Here is a 19,054-nt window from a genome sequence, read left to right on the forward strand (position 1 = left end):
CCGTGCCTTGCTCGCGGTCACAGGTTCTCCTCGGCGTAGATCTTCAGGGCGTCCCGGACGAAGGCGGCCCCGTCCGCGCCGCCGTAGTTCCTGGCGAACCGCGGATCGGCAACGTACATCTCGCCGAGGCCGGTGACGTACTGCTTTACAGCGCTGCCGCGGGTGTCCGTGTCGCCACGCGCGTCCGACACAGGCGTACCGGGAATGCCGGTCAGCCAGTCGACGTGCCGCCTGGCGATGGCCTGGGCATCAACACTGCCCGGTGCGATGCCGGCCGCAGCAGCAGCGATCCAATCCTGGCCCAGCTGCTGCGAGCGCTGCTTCCAGGCCGCCTTCTCGTCGGCCCCCATTCCCCGCCACCACGAGTCACCCTTTGTGTAGGCATCCTTGCCCCAGCGTTCTTCCACCTCGTCCTTGTACTGCGTGTGGTCGAAACCGTTGAACATGTCCTCGGCCATGATGTCGCCGCCTCCTTGCACTGCGTTGATGGTTTGTGTGACTGACGCGATCTGCCGCGAAAGCCTGTCCTTTTCCTGCTTGAGCCACTCCAGATGGCCGGCGAGGGCCTTCGCGGCGTCCGTTTCGTTCTGAAGGACCTGGCCGATGACCGGCAGGCCGAGCCCGAGGCCGCGCAGGAGCAGGATCCGCTGAAGCTCCACCAGGGCAGCCTGGTTGTAGTACCGGTAACCGTTGGGGCCGGTCCGGCTCGGCTTGAGCAGCCCGATCTCGTCGTAGTGCCTTAGCGTCCTGCTGGTGGTGCCGGCGAGCCGGGCGATGTCCTGGATGGACCAGTCCATGTGTTCCTCCTGGCTGAGCATTTCCTGCGGATGATTCCACGATAGATGTTGACGCAGCGTCAAGGTCAAGGCCGCGGATCACCGAAGGCCAGAGGGTCCGGGTAAGTTTGACGCATGGCTCTCTTTCCTCCCTTCCTGTCGCGTGCCCTGACCGCTTTGGCTGCCGCCGCCGTCGTCCTGGGCACCTCCGGCTGCGCCCAGCAGCTCTCTGTGGAGAACGCCGATGTGCCGGGGTGGAAGGCCACGGCGCTGCCTTCCACCGACGGCATCGTGGCCGAGGACTCGGGCAGAATCCTCAACGCCCGCCCCGTGGACCACACGGAAAACGTGGCCGCCGGCACCTACTCGCTGACGCTGGTGTGCGACGGCGGCGGCAAGGCCTTCCTCGCCGTGCGGTCCGCCGGCCAGGAGCTCGTGGATCTCGGCGCTGCCTGCTACGGAACCCGGGAGACCACAAAACTCACCGTGGCAAAAACCGGGCCGCTGGAACTCAGCGTCTCCAGCGTGGACGCGCCGACACTCTACGCCTATCAGATTGTGCAGGCCGGCTAATGAGCGCGGGCCCCGGGCGTCTTATGGTGGCGGGCGGGGTATTTTTCGCAGCGGCAGCGCTGAGCGGGTGTGAGTACGCGGACGCAGGGCCGGTGCCGGCGGCCGAAACCGGGGCCGCCAGGTGATTCACGGGACGGCGAGATTGCGTTCCGGCTATTCTGCTCTGATGCTGGGTCAGGCAGCGCAGCCTTCCGGGCAGCGCAGCGTCTCCGGGCTGGCGGCACATTCGGAGCAGTACAGCGTGAGGGTGCGGCAGCTGAGGTTGGAGCAGTTCTCAAACTTGCTGGTGGGTGCGGCACAGCGGACGCATTGACCGATGGTCTTTGCCTCTTCGCTGAATTCCAGGTGCATGCGCTTGTCGAAAACATAGAGCGAGCCTTCCCAGAGGCCCTGGTCCTTGAAGGTTTCGCCGTAGCGGACAATGCCGCCGTCGAGCTGGTAGACCTGCTTGAAGCCGCGGTTCACCATCAGGCTGGAGAGCACCTCGCAGCGGATCCCGCCGGTGCAGTACGTGACTACGGGTTTGTCCTTCAGGGCGTCGTATTTGCCGGACTCGAGTTCCTTGATGAAGTCGTGCGTGGTGGCAACGTCGGGGACGATTGCGTCCTTGAACTTCCCGATCTGGGCCTCGAAGGCGTTACGGCCGTCAAAGAACACCACGTCCTCCCCTGCCTGCTTCCTGGCGTCCACCAGCTCGTGCAGTTCCTCGGGCAACAGGCGTGTGCCGCCGCCCACCACCCCGTTGGCATCCACCTTGAGTTCGCCGAGAGCGCCGAAGGAGACGATCTCGTCCCGGACCTTAACGCTCAGCCGCGGGAAGTCCTCCGCACCGCCGTCGGACCATTTCACGTCGATGCCGTGGAAACCCTTGTACTCCCGGGTGGTTTTGACGTACTGCTTGACCGCGCCGATCTCGCCGCCCACCGTGGCGTTGATGCCGTCCTTGGAGATCAGGATGCGTCCGGTCAGCCCCAGTTTCTCGCACAGCGCGCGTTGCCAGAGCCGCACCGCGTCCGGGTCGGTGATGGGGGTAAAGCCGTAAAAGAGCACAATTCTGTTCAGAGCCACGTATTTAAGGGTACTGGTTGCGGCCTGCCCCGACTCCGCCGCTGCCGGACTGCACCGGCATCACCTCGCCGCCATGTCGACGTGGGCGGTGGTCACGATTGCATAAGCAAGTCAGTTCGGGGTACGGAACCCCTGTTACTTGTGGCGGGGCTGGAATAACCTCATCACATGAGTCCGGACGCCTTGGTTGAAGACATTACAAACCTTCTTGAAGTCTGGGTAACCGGTTGGGCCGGTTGCCGCGGATACCAGACATCAACGGAAGGCCGCTTCCCCGCTGTACTGCGGGCCGACACCACCGGGGACTGGGAATACTTCGCCCACGACCCCTCCGACGACGAGTTCGCGGCCCTGGTAGCGAAGACCGCGGAAGCTCCCGCCCGGATTTTGACCATTCTGACCAATGATGTCCTCCGCTACAACCAGCTGGCCGGGAAACACGGGCTGAACATCACGTCCGCTTCCCAGGCCATGATGATCGTGGACATGGAAACCCAGGACACCGAGGATCCGTGGCTCTCGGATGACGATTTGAACCTGGTCACGTCCCAGGTGGACGGCGTCCACCACGCCGTTGTCCGCTCCGGTGAGGAGATTGCGGCCAGCGGCAGAGTGTTCGTGGTGGACGGAACGGCGGTGTTCGACAAGATTGTGGTCCAGCCCGCGTTCCAGCGCCGCGGCCTGGGCAGTTTCATCATGAAGGCCCTCGCGGCGCAAGCCATCGGCCCGGATGTGGAAAACGGCCTGTTGCTGGCTTCCCTCGATGGCCAGAAACTGTATTCCCATCTGGGCTGGTCCGTGGTGTGCCGTGTGCTGATGCTGTCCACCTCTCAGGAGGGCGCGGACCTGTCCGTGGGCTGATTTTTCCGCGGGTGAAAGAATGTTGGGGTGAACCCCCATGACTCCCTGATCCCGTTGCTGGGCCGCGGCCCGGACCCGGAGCAGCTCCGTCATGTCCACACCATCCCCGCACGCCGGGCTGTCCACGAGCCGTGGCCGGATTGGGCGCACCCTGACCTCGTTGCCGCGTACGGCTCCTTGGGCATTCACGAGCCCTACCGCCACCAGATCGAGGCGGCAGACCTTGCCCACGGCGGGGAGCACGTGGTGATAGCCACCGGGACGGCCTCCGGAAAGTCCCTTGCCTACCAGCTACCGGCGCTGGATGCCATCCACCGCTCGGAGCTTCGGGTGGTGTCCGAACCGGGGAAGATCCACGACGACGGTGCCGTCACGCTGTATCTCTCCCCCACCAAGGCGCTGGCCGCGGACCAGCTCGCTGCCATCCGTTCTTTGAAACTGCCGACCGTTCGGGCCGAGACGTACGACGGCGACACAGATCCTGCCTCCCGGCGGTGGATCCGGGACCACGCCAACTTCATTCTCGCGAATCCGGACATGCTGCACTTCGGCATTCTCCCAAACCATGCCTGGTGGGCAAGCTTCTTCCGCCGCCTGCGCTACGTGATTGTGGACGAGGCCCACAGCTACCGCGGCGTGTTCGGTTCGCATGTGGCCAACCTGATGCGCCGGCTCCGCCGCATCTGCGCCTACTACGGTGCCGGCACCGCCCATCCAGGACCGGTGTTCATCGCCGCTTCGGCCACAGCTTCGGAGCCGGGCACCTCCTTCGGTCGCCTGATCGGGGCGCCGGTCCGGGCCGTCGCCGAGGACTGCTCCCCGCATGGCTCCACCACTGTGGCCTTCTGGGAGCCCGCGCTGACGGAGCTGAAAGGGGAAAACGGGGCGAAGGAGCGCCGCACAGCCGTTGCCGAGACGGCTGACCTGCTGGCCAACCTGGTCTCCGCCCGGATCCGGACCATCGCCTTCATTAAGTCCCGGCGAGGCGCGGAGACCATTTCCTCGATCACCAAGCGCCTGCTGGACGAGGTGGACCCGAGCCTCCCGCAACGGGTGGCCGCGTACCGCTCCGGCTATCTGCCGGAGGAACGGCGTGCCTTGGAAAAGGCGCTCCGGTCAGGGGAGCTGCTGGGTGTGTCCAGCACCTCTGCCTTGGAACTCGGGATAGACATCTCCGGCCTGGACGCCGTCCTGGTGGCCGGGTGGCCCGGAACCCGCGCCTCACTGTTCCAGCAGATCGGACGGGCCGGCCGTGCGGGCCAGGATGCCATCGCTGCATTTGTTGCCAGCGATGACCCCCTGGACACCTACCTGGTGAACCATCCGGAGGCGATCTTTGACGTCTCGGTCGAAGCGACCGTGTTTGATCCCTCCAATCCTTATGTGTTGGGGCCGCATCTTTGCGCCGCAGCCGCGGAACTCCCGCTCGGCGTGGCCGAGCTGGATCTCTTCGGCAGCACGTCCGAGAAGTTGCTGGGGCAGCTGGTTGCCCAGGGCTACCTGCGGCGCCGCCCGGCAGGCTGGTTCTGGACCCACTCCCAAAGCGCCGCCGCCATGGTGAACCTCCGGGCCGACGGCGGCGGCCCCGTGAGCATCGTGGACGCCGACACGGGCTCCCTGCTGGGAACAATGGACTCGCCCCAGACGCATTACCAGGCCCACACCGGAGCTGTCTACGTTCACCAGGGAGACAGCTACGTGGTGGAGGAACTGAACGAAGACGACCACTGCGTCATGGTGCGCCGGGCCAATCCGGACTACTACACCACGGCCCGGGACGTGACCCAGATCGAGGTCCTTGAAACCCAGCGGACTGCACAGTGGGGCGACGTCTCCGTGCACTTCGGCGACGTTAAGGTCACAACCCAGGTGGTCTCCTTTCAGCGGAAGGCCCTGATCTCGAATGAAATCCTCGGTGAGGAACCCTTGGAGCTGGGCGCCAGGGACCTGTTCACCAAGGCCGTCTGGTTTGTGGTGGAAAACCGTTCCCTCACCGGCGCGGGGCTGATCGAGGCGCAGTTCCCGGGCGCCCTTCATGCGGCCGAACACGCAGCCATCGGGCTGCTGCCTCTGGTCGCTTCGAGTGACCGCTGGGACATCGGCGGGGTGTCCACGGCCATTCACGCCGACACCGGAGTGCCAACCATCTTTGTCTACGACGGGCACCCCGGCGGTGCGGGCTTTGCCGAGCGAGGTTTTGATAAGGCGAAAGTCTGGCTCTCGGCCACCCGGGACGCCATCAAGGCCTGTGAGTGTGAGTCCGGCTGCCCCTCCTGTGTCCAGTCCCCCAAATGCGGGAACAAGAACAACCCCCTGGACAAGGCTGCGGCCATCACCCTGATTGATGTACTCCTCCAGGACTCGAGCGAAGCGCCGCGGCGTGACCTGGAACTGCCGGCGCATCCGCAGCGGGACCTCAACCCGGCGGCGGCTCAGGGCGGCGGTCCGGCCCGCGCATGACCGCTGGCCGCACCCAGCATGCCCCGGGCATTGAGCATGGTCCGGAGCTCAACTGTCTGACCGGTCCCCTCCGTGCAGCTGGTGATGAGGGCATCGTGCCGGGCCGCCACTTCAGCGGCCACGGCACACGGAGCCCCCGAGGTCAGGCCGCGCAGGGCGTCGGCCCCCGCAAGCGCGGCCAAGTCCGCGGCTGCAGCCGCCCTGCTGGCCATCACCGCTGACTGCGCCAGGAGCAGCATGAGGGTCATGGTCATGATGATCACCAAGGCCAGTCCTGCTGCCAGGATGGTCCCGGAACCGCGTTCGGTGTGGTCCGCCGCCGGGCTGCTCATGCCGCGACCGTGTTCAGGTATGCCGCAACCCTTTCGAGGCACGCAACCGTCTTCAGGTTTGTCACCGGCGTCCGTTCCTGCAACAGCGGGCCGGGCCGGGGCGGGCCGGCCGCCGTTGGCATCTCTCGCCGGGCACTGGCTTTTGCCGTAAGGGTCCACGGGAGTGTGGACGCCAGGGGCCCGCCCGCCCGGTCAGCCACCGTTACGTGCAGCCACTCACCGTCGGCGACAACGGAGACAGTGGCCGACGTTCCCGCCAATGCCCTGACGATTCCCGCAGCGGCGGACGGGTCCTCGCCACGGGCAAGGGCCCGGCCGCCGGCAAGCGCAGCCTCCTCGAGCCTGAGCTGGGTTACGCCGGCAGCTGCCCCGGACAGCAACAGGGCGAGCAGCAGCAAGACAGCCGGCAGCGCAACAGCGAACTCCGCCGTCACGGCCCCGGCCATGGTGCTCTGGACTTTTCCCGGTTCCCGCCTGTCACCACGGGAAATGCCTGCTGCGGCCTTCCTGTTCCGGACTCCCCGTGTGCCCGGGTGCAACGCTGCCGGCGCGCCACTCATGGCAAGGCTAGTGCTGTGCGGATGAGGTTGAGCAGGAATCCTCGTACTTCATCACTGCGGAGAATGAAGACCAAAATTCCGGCAAAGCCCACGGCGGCCAGGGTGGCAATGGCATACTCAGCTGTCGCCATACCCGCTTCCGATGCCGTGAGCCGTTGCCGCCGCTCCGTCGCCCCGCGGATAACCGGGTAGAGCTGCACAACGTTGCCGGTGGGCTGCGTCGCCTCCTGCCGCTGACAGGTGCACGCATCCCATTCGGGGCCGGCCGGCCCTGCGGAGTCCCAGCCTGTTGTGCCGACAACTCCCTTCCCGGGCTGAGGTGCCGGGGCGGGGGCAATGCTGTATTGGGTGATGGTCATGGTGGTGTTTCCCTTCTGTGCTCCGGCCGAGTTGCCGGCTACTTCGACTCTTCCGGTGTTCCAAAGCGGCGGTAAGGGCGAACCCCTGCCAAGTGGAAAAGGTGGCCATTTCCGCGCCTGTGGAGGAATGGAGAGGGCGTCTGCGGGTGCACACCGCAGTCCGCTGCCCTGAGAGCGGGCCAGCGGGCCGGCGGTCAACGCCTCAGGATCCGGAGGGCACCAGGGCCAGGAGAACCGGGACCACGCCCAGGCAGATGAAGGCAGGCAGTGAGCACAGGCCCAACGGAATGACCAGCTTTACGCCCAGGGAGGCGGCTCGTTTCTCGGCAGCACGGAACCTTTCCCGCCGTAACCGGGCAGCTTGGGCGTAGAGAATGGCCGATGACGGAGCGCCGGTCAGCGCAGCGAATCCGAGTGCGTCACGCAGCTCCAGGACCTCAGGCAGCCGGACTTCGGAGCTGCGCCATGCGGTCTCCCAGTCGGCACCGATAGCGAGGGCCGACACCACGGGGCGCAGTGCCTTGCTGTAATCCTTGGACGCGGAGGCCGCCACGAGCTCCAGTGAGCGGCCAATCCCTGACCCGGCGTCCAACATGGCGGCTACCAGCTCGAGCATCATGGCAGTGTCGCGAAGCCCGTCAACGGAGTCCTCGCCGCTGGCCCGGGAGCGAGCGCTGCCGGCACCCGGGCTTCTCCCTTGCCCGGCAGGCCCGTTGCTCAACCTCAGCAGCCGCTGCCGTACCCGGCCGGGCTGGGAGAAGGCCAGATAGGAGGCGAGGATAAGCACGATGACGAGCGCCGCGACGGTCATCAGAGGGGAGGTCATGGCGCGGCCCCTGCCGCAGCATGCACCAGCCGGGCGGACCAGATTCTTCCCGCTATGGTCAAGGCAACTCCTGCGGCGAGCGCGGCCATTCCCAGCGGCGTACCGAACAACATGGCCAGCGGATCCACCCCCAGCGCCATGCCAAGCCCCAGTCCCATCACGGGAAGCCAGGTCAGGAGACTCACGGTGGCCTTGGGTCCGGCCAGTGCTGTTTCTCTGGCAGCGTCGGCGTCATCCTCCACTTCCAGTTGGGCCGCAAACCGGGCCAGGACCTCAGCCAGCGGACAGCCGCTGGCTTCGGCTATATCGAAGCACGCAGCCAGTTCCAGCCAGATCCGTGGCTCCCTGCCCGCTGCACGCGGAAATGCCGCCGGAGCGGAGCGCCTGATGGCTTGCGATACCGGCAGGCCGCGGAAGGCTGCTGCCCGCACAGTGCCGAGTACGGTCAGGGAGCCTGCGCTCAGGCCCGGCCTTTTCCGGGCGCCCCCTGGCTTCTGCGCGGGCGCTAAGACCTGCCCGGTCCCCTGTATCTGTGGTCTCTGTGCCGGTTCCGGTTGTTCGCCAGCGCCTTCAGACCGGCGTGGACCCGTGCCGGGGTGGCCCTGGTGGACCAGCCATAATTCGTCCCAAAGCCTTGAGGGCGTGCGTCCGCCCTTGAGCAACGCAGCCAATTGCTGCACCACCAGTGTCAGGGACAGCTGCTCGCGGTCCTTGTCCGCACGGTGTGCCTTGCCCCACAGGATCCATAAGCCGGTTCCAATCCCGGAACGGCGCGAGCCGGCATGCCCGGCGGTACCCCTACCGACCCCGCCCCAACGTTGGGCGGCCGGTCCGGCGGCACGACGAAAGCGGTCCGCAACGCCGCCCGGAGGCCTCAGCAACAGGATGACCGCCAGCATCAAAGTGCCGGCCAGCAGCAGTGTCACGCCGCAGCACCCAGGTCCGGAGACAGGCCCAGCCGCCCTCTTAGCATTTCCCAGCCGGGACCGGTACAGGTCTCGCCGTCTCTGTTCTCCAGAGCCGGCACCACAACGAGTCCGGCCGGACCGTCCTGCACTACGCCCACGCAGGCTACCCGCCGGCCGTGGCGGGCCCGCGCAACATGGATGACAACATCGAGAGCACTGGCCGCCTGCAGCCGGACGGCGTCCGGGCCCAGGCCTGCGAGCGCACCGAGCGCCGTCAATCGTGCGGGGACCGCCGTGGCGGTGTTGGCGTGGATGGTGCCTCCTCCACCGGTGTGGCCGGTGTTCATTGCCGTCAGGAGTTCCCGGACCTCAGCACCCCGGCACTCCCCCACCACCAGCCGGTCCGGGCGCATCCGAAGTGCCTGCCGGACGAGCTCGCCCAGATCCACCTCGCCGCCGCCTTCCAGGTTTCCGTGCCGGGACTCAAGCGAAACAATGTGCGGATGAACGGGGTTCAGTTCAGAGGCGTCCTCGATCAGCACCAGCCGTTCCGCGGGTGAGCACAGCCCGAGCAGGGTGGAGAGCATGGTGGTCTTCCCTGAGCCTGTGGCTCCGCTGATGAGGAAACTCAGCCGATGCTCAACAATGCGTTCCAGTACCTCCTGCACCACGCCGCAGAACATGCCACCGGCGCGGAGTTCATCCATGGTGAAGACCTGTTCCCGCCGGATCCTGATGCTCAGCAGCGTGCCTGCTGTCGAAATGGGCGGCAGGATCGCATGGATGCGGTAGCCGCCGTCCAACCGGACATCAACGCAGGGCGAGCCGTCGTCCAGCCGCCTGCCGCCGGCTGCCACGAGACGGGAGGCCAGGGCCCGCACCTGGGCCTCACCGTCAAACGAGACCCCTGCGGGTTCAATGCCGCTCCCGCGGTCAATCCAGACCGAGTCCGGCGCGTTCACAAAAATGTCGGTGACCCGAACGTCCCGGGTCAGCTCCTGGAGGGGGCCGAGGCCGTTCAGTTCCGCGCTGATCCTTTCAACGGCTGCCAGCGAGCCGGCGGTTCCCAGCAGCCTACCGGTGGCCTGTACTGCCGCCGCGACACGGGAGGCCGTGACCGGGCCGGAGTCTGCCATGACTGACTCGCGGACCGTCTCCAGCAGGGCTGAATCAAGCCCCCGCCGGTCCAGCACCCGCGCCTGGCGGCGGCGGGTTCCGTTCAGCTTGTCCGGCAGCGGCGAAGCGAACTGCGGAGCGGGTGCCGGCGTTACAGGTTGCCTCCCGCCGAACGGTCCTGCAGTCATGGCAAGTCTCCGACCGGAATTTCGCCGGCGACCAGATCAAGAACCGATGCGGCGAAGTGCCTGACGCTCCGTCGGTTGCCAAACTCAAGCAGCCGCCCGTTCTCGCCGGCGGCGGTGACGCCGCGCAGTTCGGGAACCCGGCCTTGGACCGGCAACCCCACGGCGTCGGCAATCAGGCCGCCGTCCAGAGCGGCTCCGGCCCTGCCCCGGACCAGCAGGGCCGCCTCAACCGGCGGAAGCTCATGAAGGAGCCTGGCGGTGGCCACCGCGGCCCTGAGCTGCGCCGGCACCACTACGAGGAGCCGGTCGCAGTCCCAGGCGAAGAGTTGTACCGGCTCGGCACCGCGGCCAATGTCCACCACCACGAGTTCATAACCGCGCCGGGCTGCATCCAGGACCCCGCCCGCGGTGGCGGCGTCCACCGGCGCTGTCCTGTCCCTGCTGCCGGGCCACGACAGGAAGGAAAATCCTCCGACGACCGGAAGGGAATCAGCCAACTGTTCCGGGTCGATGCTGCCGCTGGCGCCTGCAAGGTCCGGCCAGCGCAGGCCGGGCGTCTCCTCGGCCGCCAGCGCCAGTTCCAAACCGCCGCCCCAGGGGTCCCCGTCAACGAGCAATACACGCACTCCCAGGCCGGCTGCCGCCTGGGCGATCCAAATGGCGGAGGTGGTGGCACCGGCCCCGCCGCAGCCCCCGGTAATTCCCAGAACCAGGCCGCCGGTCTCCGGCGAGCGCGATCGGCTCAGGTACTCGGCCAGCCACGCACCGGCGTCAGGAAGCACTGCCACCCGTTCGGCCCCGAGGGCCGCGGCGAGATGCCAAAGACTGTCCCCCTCACCGTTCAGACCGACGAGCACGGCAGGTGCCCGGCGCCGCGGCGGCAACTCCCGGACATCGCTTCCCACGAGCACGGCGGCGGCGGAATCCCAGTACAGGGCCGCAGCTGTGACGTCAGGCACCACCCGCAGCTGGCTCCCGGCCGCGGCCACAATCTGTTCAACCTCACCCTGCAGGACGTCGTAGCCGGTCACCAACAGCACCTCGGCGGCTGCGGAATCAGGCAGCCACGCGTTCCCTGCCGCGCCGGCACCCGGCGCACCCGCGCCAACCGGGCCGGGCCGGGTTCCGCGCGGAGGCGACGGCCTGGCCCGGGACACGCGCGTCTCTGGCTGCTCGGAAGGGGACGGCGATAGCTGGTGCCTGCTCATGGAGCAACTCTCCATTGCCGCCCGTCACGGAGACAGTGCCGGGCCGCGCTATGTGGACAACTCCCGAGCGGGAAACGGCCGGCTACTGCTTTCCGTACTTCCGGTGCACGGCCTGCTTGCTGACTCCCAGGCAGAGGGCGATTGCCTCCCACGAGAGCCCGGCCTGCCGTGCTTTGCGGACCAGGGAGGCTTCCGTGCGGCCTACCTCCTTCTGCAGTTCCGCGACGGCGTAGAGCGCTTCAGCGGGGCCTTTCCCGTCCATCGATGCCACCAGCGTTTTCATCCGATCCACCTCCATGCGTCAACATTAGTTGACAACCCGCGGAACGTCAACACATGTTGACGGCCGTTGCAACGCCAACCCCCTGGACAAGGCAGAATTGACCCCATGTATCTGCTGCTCGCTGCCCACTCCCATGGCGCCGCCCTCCAGCAGGTCACCCAGGCGGGCGATCCGCACCCGGACCGCCCCGAACCGCGGCTGATCAGCGCAAGCGAGCTGCCCGGCTTCGTACGCCACCTTGAAACCCGGCCACGGGAGGCGGCACCCCGCTGGATCTGGCACCGCACCCAGGACTGGTATCCGGCGCTGCTCGCGGCCGGCGTGGAAGTGGAACGATGCTACGACCTGAGCCTCTGCGGCACTATCCTGGCGTATTCGGAGTTCACCGCCCACACCGAATACGCGCAGCAGGCGGAGAAAGCCCCGCTGGATGATCCCCAGGAACCGCCGCGCGCCCTTCAGCCGCCGCCTCCGCCGGCCGATCAGGGTGCCTTGTTTGAGGACGTCCGGCACCGCTCCCCCCGCCATACCCTGTCGGAACTGCGTGCGGAGTATGCCGCGCAGCAGGCCGCCCTGGCCGACGCAGATCCGCTGGAGAACAAGCGGAAACGGCTGCAGTTGCTGCTCGCCGCCGAATCCGCCGGTGCCATGATCGCCGCGGAGATGCAGCATGCAGGCGTTCCGTGGCGCGAGGACCTGCATGAGCAGATCCTGGCCGACTATCTGGGGCCGCGGCCCCAGCCGGGCCACCGGCCGGCGAAACTTGAAGCCCTGAATAATGAACTGCGGAACCTCCTCAATTCCCCCGCGCTGAACCCGGATTCCCCGCAGGACCTGATGCGTGCCCTGCACCGCAACGGCATCGAGGTCAAGAGCACGCGGCAGTGGGAACTGATGGAGTCCAGCCATCCAGCCATCGAGCCGCTCCTGGCCTATAAGAAGCTGTCCCGCCTGCACAGCGCCAACGGCTGGGCGTGGCTGGACGCGTGGGTGAGTGACGGCCGTTTCCGGCCCGAGTATGTGGTGGGTGGCGTGGTCTCGGGGCGGTGGGCTTCCCGTGGCGGCGGTGCCCTGCAGATTCCAGGCCAAATCCGCGGCGCCGTCCATGCCGGGCCCGGCCATAAACTCATCGTCGCCGACGCATCGCAGCTGGAACCCCGGGTCCTGGTGGCCCTCGCGCAGGACTCGAAGATGGCTGCGGCCGCGCGCGACAAGGATCTGTATGCGGGCATCGCCGCCCAGGGCTTCGGTGGCGATCGCGCCAAGGCCAAGACAGCCCTCCTGGGGGCTATCTACGGTGCCACGACCGGAGAATCCGGACGGCTCATGCCCCAACTTGCGCGGACCTACCCGCACGCCGTCGGCTTCGTGGAGCAGGCTGCCCGCGAGGGTGAAGCCGGCGGCACCGTGACCACACGGCTGGGCCGCAGCAGCCCGCCGCCGTCGCAAGCCTGGTTCCGGAGCCAGCAGTCCGCCACCGCGGAGGAGCAGCGCCGCGCGGAATCGATCGCCCGCTCCCGCGGCCGGTTCACGCGGAACTTCGTGGTGCAGGGCTCGGCCGCTGATTGGGCGGCCTGCTGGCTGGCGGAATTACGACGGCGGCTGCGGGCGTTGCGTGCCGACGGTTCCGTTCAGGCGGAACTCGTCTTCTTCCTGCATGACGAGGTGATGGTACATGCGCCGGAGGCGGGTGTTGCCGCCTGCATCCGCGCGATCGAGGATGCCGCGGCCGCCGCCAAGGAGCTGCTGTTCGGACCAATCCCGGTGGAATTCCCGGTCAGCGTGGCCGTGGTGGACTCGTACGACAACGCCAAGTAGCCCAAAGTAACCTACCCGGCAGTAGCTGGCTTCCGCGCAACGGCCATGGTTACAGTCAGGGGAGCCCCGCTTATGCAGAGGGTGGGGGCTCAACGTGCAATGACGCATACGGGAGGTCCGGAGCATGCCCGGAAAATTTGAAATACACCGCGTTGGCGACGAAGCATACCGCTTCAAACTGACAGATAAGAACGGCAAAATCGTGGCCGTATCGCCGGACTTCAAGCACCTCGGTGCGCTGAAGGACGGCATCAATGCCCTACGGGAAAACGCCGCCACTGGCGTGGTGGTGGATCTGCGCCACAAACCACATCCCAGCTAGGGGGCCGAACCCGGCACCCGGCGGAGGCCCGGCCATCAGGCCGGGCCTTCGCCGTTTAAGCCGGCAGGCTCCGATCTAAGCCGGCAGGCTCCGATCTAAGCCGGCAGGCTCAGAACGCCACCTCGTGTACGCGGCTTCGGTCCCATGGAACCGCCCAGCCCAGCTGTTCGAAGAGGCCGTCGAGGATGATCCCGGTGAAGCCCCATACCAGCACACCGCAGACGGCGAAGGCCGGGCTGCTGAAGGTTTTGCTGCCACGGCTGACTGTTGCCGTAACCCGGTTGTCCGGGTCCAGAAGGTCACGGACGGGGACCCGGAAAACCTGTGCTGATTCGCCGTAGTCCACAACGCCCACGGGCGACGGCGAAGCCCACCATCCGAGCACGGGCGTCACCAGGAAGTTGCTGCGGGCCAGTCCGAGTTCCTGCAGCGTCCCGAGGACTTCGACGCCGGACGAGTCAAGCCCCGTTTCCTCTTCCGCCTCCCGAAGGGCCGCGGCCACCGGGGTTTCGCCGTCGTCGATGCCGCCGCCGGGGAAGGCGACCTGGCCCGGGTGCGAGCCCAGGGTGTGTGCCCGTTCAAGCAGGAGCACGTCCAGGTCGGCGGCGGCCAGCGGTTTGCTCGAGGACGCCGGGACATCGTCCAGCACGCCGAACAGCATCAGAACGGCCGCCTTCCGGGCAATCGCTTCGTCCACGGTCAGCGCGGCCCACGCAGTATTCGGGGCGGTAACGTTACCGTTGTCCGATCGCTGCACCAGGTCGATCAGGTCCTGGCGGGCGCTCACGGGAGCCGCCTCTGGGATTCCATACGGATTTCCGCAGCCCGATGGGTTTCGGCCAGCAACTGTGCCAGCAGGGCTTCATTGCCGGGCGCAAGTTCGTATTTCAGCAGCTTGGCCGCCTTCCCGGGATCGGTTTCACCCAGCCCGTAGCTGGGGCACCAGTTGGCCACCGGGCACGCCCCGCATGCCGGCTTGCGTGAGTGGCACACCCGCCGCCCGTGGAACACCACCCGGTGCGAGAGCATGGTCCAGTCCTTCGGTTCGAACAGTTCGGCGACGTCGTGCTCGACCTGTACGGGATCTTCGGATTCGGTCCACCCGAACCGCCGCGCCAGCCGGCCGAAGTGCGTGTCAACGGTGATGCCGGGGATGCCGAACGCGTTACCGAGCACCACATTCGCTGTCTTCCGGCCAACCCCGGGAAGGGTCACCAGGTCCTCCAGCCGGCCGGGCACCTCGCCGTTGTACTCATCAACCAGGCGATGGCTGAGCGCGAGCACGTTCTTCGTTTTGGCCCGGAAGAACCCGGTGGGCTGCAGGATCGCTTCCAGCTCGGCGGGCTCGGCTTCGGACATGGCCCGCGCATCCGGGTACCGCGCAAACAGGATTTTGGTGACCTGGTTGACCAGCACATCGGTGGTCTGCGCGGACAGGACCGTGGCCACCACCAGTTCAAAGGGGTTCCGGAAATCGAGCTCGGCGTGGGCGTAGGGGTATTTCTCCGCCAGGGCTTTATTGATCCGCCGCGCCCGGCGCTTTAATGCCAGCAATGACTCTGCCGGGCGGGGTGCGGCAACTCTGGCCGGTGCGGCGCCGGCTGAACGGGAGATGGCCACGTGACCTGGCTAGCCGCGCTCGATGTTGCTGAGGTCGCGCAGGACGCCCAGACGACCGTCGGTGTGCTGGACCAGGAATTCGTGGCCACGGTCCTCCAGGGCGAGCACCCAGCCGCCGGGTTCGATCACGAATGCAGGGGCACCCGTCCGGGGATCGACGGCGGTGCGGTGTTGCGCCACGGCAAACCAGAAAGCCTCGTGGACCGGCGCATCCGATTCTTCCGGCCGGCTGGCAGGGTCCACGGTCGCCCCGATCGGCTCTGCGCTGCGCACCTGCTGATGCACGGCCGTGGCGGCAGGTTCCGCTGCAGACTGCCGGGCAGGGGCCTGCGCGGCGCCGTCGTGCACTGGTTCGGGCGCGGCCGCGGGCGCCCCGGTGGGAGCGGCCTGATCAGCCGTCGCGGCGGCCGGGACGTCACCCATCCTGGTTTCCTCCGCGGCGGACGCGGCGCGGGCGTTTGGCTGCGGGGCTGAAGGAACGACGTCGGCGGCTTGCGTTGCCGGAGTCGGGTCACCGGCCGGGGTCCACTCCCGGACTTCCGGGGCCGAGGACACTGCCGTGGCCCCCGGGGTGGCGGTGCCGTCAGCAGTACCGGCCGCAGGCGCCGAGGCATCCGGGGCTGAAGCGGCCTGTGCGGACGGGCCGGAATGTTTGGACGGCCACAGGCCGGCAGGGAGCCCGAAACCCCGTTTGGACCCGGCCCCGGATGCGGCAGCGGGCTTGGGCTCCTTCGGGGTATGCGGCTTGGGGAGCGGGACCGCTGACTCGCGGGCCACCAGGTGGGCAGTGGTTTCCTCACGTCCCAGGAAGTCCCCGGCGAAGAACGGGATGAAGCGGCCCAGCACAGTCGCTCCGAAGAGGATCACGGAACCCACCAGGCCCACGAGAAGGCTCGGGACGTAGGCAGCGGCAGCGGAAACAAAGAAGAATGCCAGTGCGAAGGACGCCACCACGGAGGCGAACTGGTCAACGGAGAGCGATCCGATGCGGACCTTCGTTGCGGGGGCAAGCCGGCGGGCGGCAAAAAGTGCGGTGACGATCAGTGGCAGCACAATGCCGAGGCCGAGGAAGAACAGGCTGCCGGCGTTCCAGAGATTGAACCGGCCAAAGAAGATCGGAAGCAGCGAGGCGATCAGCAGGACCAGGGTGGCCGCGAAAACCGCGAGGTCCCGGATGGTGAAGGGACCCAGCACAGCCTGGTTGGTGGTGCCGGGTTTGGCGGAAGCAGGCCGCTGTGAACCGCTGGCGGCGCCGTCCCTTTCGGTTGCGCCAGGCCCTGCCTCCGTTGCACGGCCCGGTTTCTGGCCGACGATTTGCTGGTTCATTCTGTTCTCCTAAGCGTGGCGGCACGGGACGGTTCCGTCCCAAAAACTGTGCCGTCCGGAACGGCGGCAGCCAGCGGTCCCGGGCAATGTTGCACCGGATCCGGCAGCTCCGTAGAAAGTCACAATCCAATCTCAGCCTAGTCATCCGCATGGCCGATCACTAGCTGATCCGCCCCCGTGGAAGGGCGCCGGGCGCGCTTCCGTAACCATTCACCGCTAAATAAATGCCGTTCGCGGGCTGCACTGTGACAGGTGACACATCGGAACGGGCTGGGCATTAGGCTTGGTTCCGGAACAGCTGTTTGCGGAACATTCGTGACCTGCCGTGCCCCGTAATGCGCACTGCGGCGGAGTATGGCCGGGTGACGGCATGCCGCAGAAAAGACCGATGAATGATGAGGTTCACCATGTCCCAGGACACTCCCGGCTCCACCGCCACCGCCACTGCGGCCACCGCACAGAGCGACCAGCAGGGCGACGCAATTTCAAACCTGCTGCACGAGAACCGCACCTTTGCCCCCAGCCCCGAATTTGTTGCCGACGCCGTTGTCACCGCAGCAGATTATGCGGAGGCCGACGCCGACCGTCCCGCGTTCTGGGCACGGCAGGCCCGGGAGCTGCTGACCTGGTCCAAGGACTTCACCGAGACCTTGGATTGGTCGAATCCGCCGTTCGCGAAGTGGTTCGTGGGCGGTGAGGTCAACGCGGCCTACAACGCCCTGGACCGGCACGTCGAGAACGGCCTGGGCGACCGGGTGGCCATCTATTTCGAGGGCGAGCCCGGCGACACCCGCACCTACACCTACGCCCAGCTCACCGATGAGGTGAAGCAAGCCGCCAACGCGTTTGAGTCCCTCGGTGTGGAAAAGGGCGACCGCGTGGCCGTCTACCTGCCCATGATTCCCGAAGCCGTGATCACGCTGCTGGCCTGCGCCCGCATCGGGGCCGTGCACTCCGTGGTGTTCGGCGGCTTCTCCGCCGAAGCCCTCCGCTCCCGCATCGACGACGCCGAAGCCAAGCTCGTGGTCACCGCCGACGGCACCTACCGGCGCGGCAAGCCCAGCGCGCTGAAGACCGCCGTGGACGAGGCCCTCGCGCACGAGGGCGAGCACACCGTCCAGAACGTCGTGGTGGTCAAGCGCAACGGCCAGAACGTGGACTGGCACGAAGGCCGGGACCACTGGTGGGATGACACCGTCGGGCAGGCATCCGCCCAGCACACCGCCGTCGGGCACGACTCAGAGCACCCGCTGTTCATCCTCTACACCTCCGGCACCACGGGCAAGCCCAAGGGCATCCTGCACACCACCGGCGGCTACCTCACCCAGGGCGCCTACACCCATAAGGCAGTCTTCGACCTGCACCCCGAGACGGACGTGTACTGGTGCACGGCCGACGTCGGCTGGGTCACCGGCCACTCCTACGTCGCCTACGCCCCGCTCATCAACGGCGCCACCCAGGTCATGTACGAGGGCACCCCGGACTCCCCGCACCAGGGCCGCTGGTGGGAGATCATCGAAAAGTACAAGGTCTCCATCCTCTACACCGCCCCCACCGCCATCCGGACGTTCATGAAGTGGGGCCGGGAGATCCCGGACAAGTACGATCTTTCCTCCCTGCGGGTCCTGGGCTCGGTGGGCGAATCCATCAACCCCGAAGCCTGGATGTGGTACCGGGACGTTATCGGCGCCAACAAGACCCCCATCGTGGACACCTGGTGGCAGACCGAAACCGGCGCGCAGATGATCGCACCGCTGCCGGGCGTGACCGCCACCAAGCCCGGCTCCGCACAGACCCCGCTGCCCGGCATCGCCGTGGACGTGGTGGACGAGATGGGCGAGTCCGTGCCCAACGGCCACGGCGGCTTCCTGGTGATCCGCGAACCCTGGCCCGCGATGCTCCGCGGCATCTGGGGCGACCCGGAACGGTTCAAGGACACCTACTGGTCCCGGTTCGAGGACATGTACTTCGCCGGCGACGGCGCCAAGAAAGACGAGGACGGTGACATCTGGCTCCTGGGGCGCGTGGATGACGTCATGAACGTCTCCGGGCACCGCCTCTCCACCACCGAGATCGAATCCGCCCTGGTTTCCCACCCGGCCGTGGCCGAAGCCGCCGTCGTGGGCGCCGCGGACGAGACTACCGGCCAGGCCGTCGTCGCGTTCGTCATCCTCCGCGGCGACGCCGTGGACTCCGGCGACGCCATCGTCCAGGAACTCCGGAACCACGTCGGCAAAGAAATCGGTCCCATCGCCAAACCGAAGACCATCCTCGTGGTCCCGGAACTGCCCAAGACCCGCTCCGGGAAGATCATGCGCCGCCTCCTCAAGGACGTCGCCGAAGGACGGGACCCGGGCGACGCCACCACCCTGGCCGACAACACCGTGATGCAACAGATCGCGGCGTCGCTGCGCAAGTAGGTCCAGGGTTTGAGGGTAGCGGGCAAGGTC

Annotated in this window: 19 protein-coding genes; 6 read left to right on the top strand and 13 right to left on the bottom strand. The window is 67.1% G+C overall.

Annotated elements, in window-relative coordinates; all coding sequences use genetic code 11:
• Positions 1–17: 17 nt before the first annotated feature.
• Positions 18–797, bottom strand: a complete 780-nt coding sequence (locus SBP01_RS16030) for a MerR family transcriptional regulator (RefSeq protein ID WP_320536456.1) — start codon at positions 795–797, stop codon at positions 18–20.
• Between the two features lie 114 nt (positions 798–911).
• Here SBP01_RS16030 and SBP01_RS16035 point away from each other — a divergent pair, with 114 nt between their 5' ends.
• Entirely contained in the window at positions 912–1,349 is a 438-nt protein-coding gene (locus SBP01_RS16035) for a hypothetical protein (protein ID WP_320536457.1), read from the top strand.
• Positions 1,350–1,523: 174 nt separating this feature from the next.
• Here SBP01_RS16035 and SBP01_RS16040 read toward each other — a convergent pair whose 3' ends face one another.
• On the bottom strand, positions 1,524–2,417 hold the full coding sequence (locus tag SBP01_RS16040; protein WP_320536458.1) for a rhodanese-related sulfurtransferase: 894 nt from the start codon (positions 2,415–2,417) through the stop codon (positions 1,524–1,526).
• A 168-nt stretch (positions 2,418–2,585) separates the two neighbouring features.
• Between SBP01_RS16040 and SBP01_RS16045 the strand changes: the two genes are divergently transcribed.
• The gene (locus SBP01_RS16045; protein WP_320536460.1) at positions 2,586–3,278 is read left to right on the top strand and encodes a GNAT family N-acetyltransferase; all 693 of its coding nucleotides are present in this window, start codon (positions 2,586–2,588) and stop codon (positions 3,276–3,278) included.
• Between the two features lie 27 nt (positions 3,279–3,305).
• Positions 3,306–5,738: a DEAD/DEAH box helicase gene (locus SBP01_RS16050; RefSeq protein ID WP_320536462.1), complete on the top strand. Its 2,433-nt coding sequence runs from the start codon at positions 3,306–3,308 to the stop codon at positions 5,736–5,738.
• Here SBP01_RS16050 and SBP01_RS16055 read toward each other — a convergent pair.
• The 8 genes from SBP01_RS16055 to SBP01_RS16090 all read right to left on the bottom strand — a co-directional run bounded on the left by SBP01_RS16055 (position 5,711) and on the right by SBP01_RS16090 (position 11,533).
• Positions 5,711–6,070 (bottom strand): Rv3654c family TadE-like protein, encoded by a 360-nt coding sequence (locus tag SBP01_RS16055; protein WP_320536464.1) that lies wholly within the window; start codon positions 6,068–6,070, stop codon positions 5,711–5,713. The two genes, SBP01_RS16050 and SBP01_RS16055, sit on opposite strands and share 28 nt — an antisense overlap.
• Positions 6,067–6,516: a TadE family type IV pilus minor pilin gene (locus SBP01_RS16060; RefSeq protein WP_320536465.1), complete on the bottom strand. Its 450-nt coding sequence runs from the start codon at positions 6,514–6,516 to the stop codon at positions 6,067–6,069. The genes SBP01_RS16055 and SBP01_RS16060 overlap by 4 nt, the downstream gene beginning before the upstream one ends.
• Positions 6,517–6,626: 110 nt before the next feature.
• Positions 6,627–6,989 carry a DUF4244 domain-containing protein gene (locus SBP01_RS16065; protein WP_320536466.1) on the bottom strand — a complete coding sequence of 121 codons (363 nt, stop codon included), beginning with the start codon at positions 6,987–6,989 and terminating at the stop codon, positions 6,627–6,629.
• A gap of 202 nt (positions 6,990–7,191) precedes the next feature.
• Positions 7,192–7,815 carry a type II secretion system F family protein gene (locus SBP01_RS16070; protein WP_275213204.1) on the bottom strand — a complete coding sequence of 208 codons (624 nt, stop codon included), beginning with the start codon at positions 7,813–7,815 and terminating at the stop codon, positions 7,192–7,194.
• Positions 7,812–8,741, bottom strand: coding sequence for a hypothetical protein (locus SBP01_RS16075; protein WP_320536467.1), 930 nt, complete (start codon positions 8,739–8,741; stop codon positions 7,812–7,814). Before SBP01_RS16075 ends, SBP01_RS16070 begins: the two co-directional genes overlap by 4 nt.
• Positions 8,738–10,027, bottom strand: a complete 1,290-nt coding sequence (locus SBP01_RS16080) for a TadA family conjugal transfer-associated ATPase (protein WP_320536468.1) — start codon at positions 10,025–10,027, stop codon at positions 8,738–8,740. Before SBP01_RS16080 ends, SBP01_RS16075 begins: the two co-directional genes overlap by 4 nt.
• Positions 10,024–11,235 (bottom strand): septum site-determining protein Ssd, encoded by a 1,212-nt coding sequence (ssd, locus tag SBP01_RS16085; protein ID WP_320536469.1) that lies wholly within the window; start codon positions 11,233–11,235, stop codon positions 10,024–10,026. The genes SBP01_RS16080 and ssd overlap by 4 nt, the downstream gene beginning before the upstream one ends.
• Before the next feature lie 82 nt (positions 11,236–11,317).
• Entirely contained in the window at positions 11,318–11,533 is a 216-nt protein-coding gene (locus tag SBP01_RS16090; RefSeq protein WP_190990663.1) for an AsnC family protein, read from the bottom strand.
• 90 nt (positions 11,534–11,623) lie between these two features.
• Here SBP01_RS16090 and SBP01_RS16095 point away from each other — a divergent pair, with 90 nt between their 5' ends.
• Both SBP01_RS16095 and SBP01_RS16100 read left to right on the top strand, forming a co-directional pair.
• Positions 11,624–13,336, top strand: coding sequence for a bifunctional 3'-5' exonuclease/DNA polymerase (locus tag SBP01_RS16095; RefSeq protein WP_320536470.1), 1,713 nt, complete (start codon positions 11,624–11,626; stop codon positions 13,334–13,336).
• A gap of 124 nt (positions 13,337–13,460) precedes the next feature.
• Positions 13,461–13,658 (top strand): YegP family protein, encoded by a 198-nt coding sequence (locus tag SBP01_RS16100; RefSeq protein WP_275213198.1) that lies wholly within the window; start codon positions 13,461–13,463, stop codon positions 13,656–13,658.
• Between the two features lie 109 nt (positions 13,659–13,767).
• Here SBP01_RS16100 and SBP01_RS16105 read toward each other — a convergent pair whose 3' ends face one another.
• The 3 genes from SBP01_RS16105 to SBP01_RS16115 are packed head-to-tail and all read right to left on the bottom strand — an operon-like array spanning position 13,768 to position 16,604.
• The gene (locus SBP01_RS16105) at positions 13,768–14,445 is read right to left on the bottom strand and encodes a CoA pyrophosphatase (protein ID WP_320536471.1); all 678 of its coding nucleotides are present in this window, start codon (positions 14,443–14,445) and stop codon (positions 13,768–13,770) included.
• Positions 14,442–15,278 (bottom strand): endonuclease III, encoded by an 837-nt coding sequence (gene nth, locus SBP01_RS16110; RefSeq protein WP_414004235.1) that lies wholly within the window; start codon positions 15,276–15,278, stop codon positions 14,442–14,444. Before nth ends, SBP01_RS16105 begins: the two co-directional genes overlap by 4 nt.
• Positions 15,279–15,287: 9 nt before the next feature.
• Positions 15,288–16,604: a hypothetical protein gene (locus SBP01_RS16115; protein ID WP_275213196.1), complete on the bottom strand. Its 1,317-nt coding sequence runs from the start codon at positions 16,602–16,604 to the stop codon at positions 15,288–15,290.
• Positions 16,605–17,011: 407 nt separating this feature from the next.
• Here SBP01_RS16115 and acs point away from each other — a divergent pair, with 407 nt between their 5' ends.
• Entirely contained in the window at positions 17,012–19,024 is a 2,013-nt protein-coding gene (gene acs, locus SBP01_RS16120; RefSeq protein WP_275213472.1) for an acetate--CoA ligase, read from the top strand.
• Positions 19,025–19,054: the final 30 nt, after the last annotated feature.

The organism is Pseudarthrobacter sp. IC2-21, from assembly GCF_034048115.1.
GTDB lineage: Bacteria > Actinomycetota > Actinomycetes > Actinomycetales > Micrococcaceae > Arthrobacter > Arthrobacter naphthalenicus.

Bases quoted from the DNA above. Each gene is read 5' to 3' on its own strand.
- SBP01_RS16115 (WP_275213196.1), bottom strand. From the start codon at position 16,604: ATGAACCAGCAAATCGTCGGCCAGAAACCGGGCCGTGCAACGGAGGCA.
- ssd (WP_320536469.1), bottom strand. From the start codon at position 11,235: ATGAGCAGGCACCAGCTATCGCCGTCCCCTTCCGAGCAGCCAGAGACG.
- SBP01_RS16090 (WP_190990663.1), bottom strand. From the start codon at position 11,533: ATGGAGGTGGATCGGATGAAAACGCTGGTGGCATCGATGGACGGGAAA.
- SBP01_RS16080 (WP_320536468.1), bottom strand. From the start codon at position 10,027: ATGACTGCAGGACCGTTCGGCGGGAGGCAACCTGTAACGCCGGCACCC.
- SBP01_RS16055 (WP_320536464.1), bottom strand. From the start codon at position 6,070: ATGAGCAGCCCGGCGGCGGACCACACCGAACGCGGTTCCGGGACCATC.
- acs (WP_275213472.1), top strand. From the start codon at position 17,012: ATGTCCCAGGACACTCCCGGCTCCACCGCCACCGCCACTGCGGCCACC.
- SBP01_RS16070 (WP_275213204.1), bottom strand. From the start codon at position 7,815: ATGACCTCCCCTCTGATGACCGTCGCGGCGCTCGTCATCGTGCTTATC.
- SBP01_RS16035 (WP_320536457.1), top strand. From the start codon at position 912: ATGGCTCTCTTTCCTCCCTTCCTGTCGCGTGCCCTGACCGCTTTGGCT.
- SBP01_RS16100 (WP_275213198.1), top strand. From the start codon at position 13,461: ATGCCCGGAAAATTTGAAATACACCGCGTTGGCGACGAAGCATACCGC.
- SBP01_RS16065 (WP_320536466.1), bottom strand. From the start codon at position 6,989: ATGACCATCACCCAATACAGCATTGCCCCCGCCCCGGCACCTCAGCCC.
- SBP01_RS16030 (WP_320536456.1), bottom strand. From the start codon at position 797: ATGGACTGGTCCATCCAGGACATCGCCCGGCTCGCCGGCACCACCAGC.
- SBP01_RS16095 (WP_320536470.1), top strand. From the start codon at position 11,624: ATGTATCTGCTGCTCGCTGCCCACTCCCATGGCGCCGCCCTCCAGCAG.
- SBP01_RS16045 (WP_320536460.1), top strand. From the start codon at position 2,586: ATGAGTCCGGACGCCTTGGTTGAAGACATTACAAACCTTCTTGAAGTC.
- SBP01_RS16060 (WP_320536465.1), bottom strand. From the start codon at position 6,516: ATGGCCGGGGCCGTGACGGCGGAGTTCGCTGTTGCGCTGCCGGCTGTC.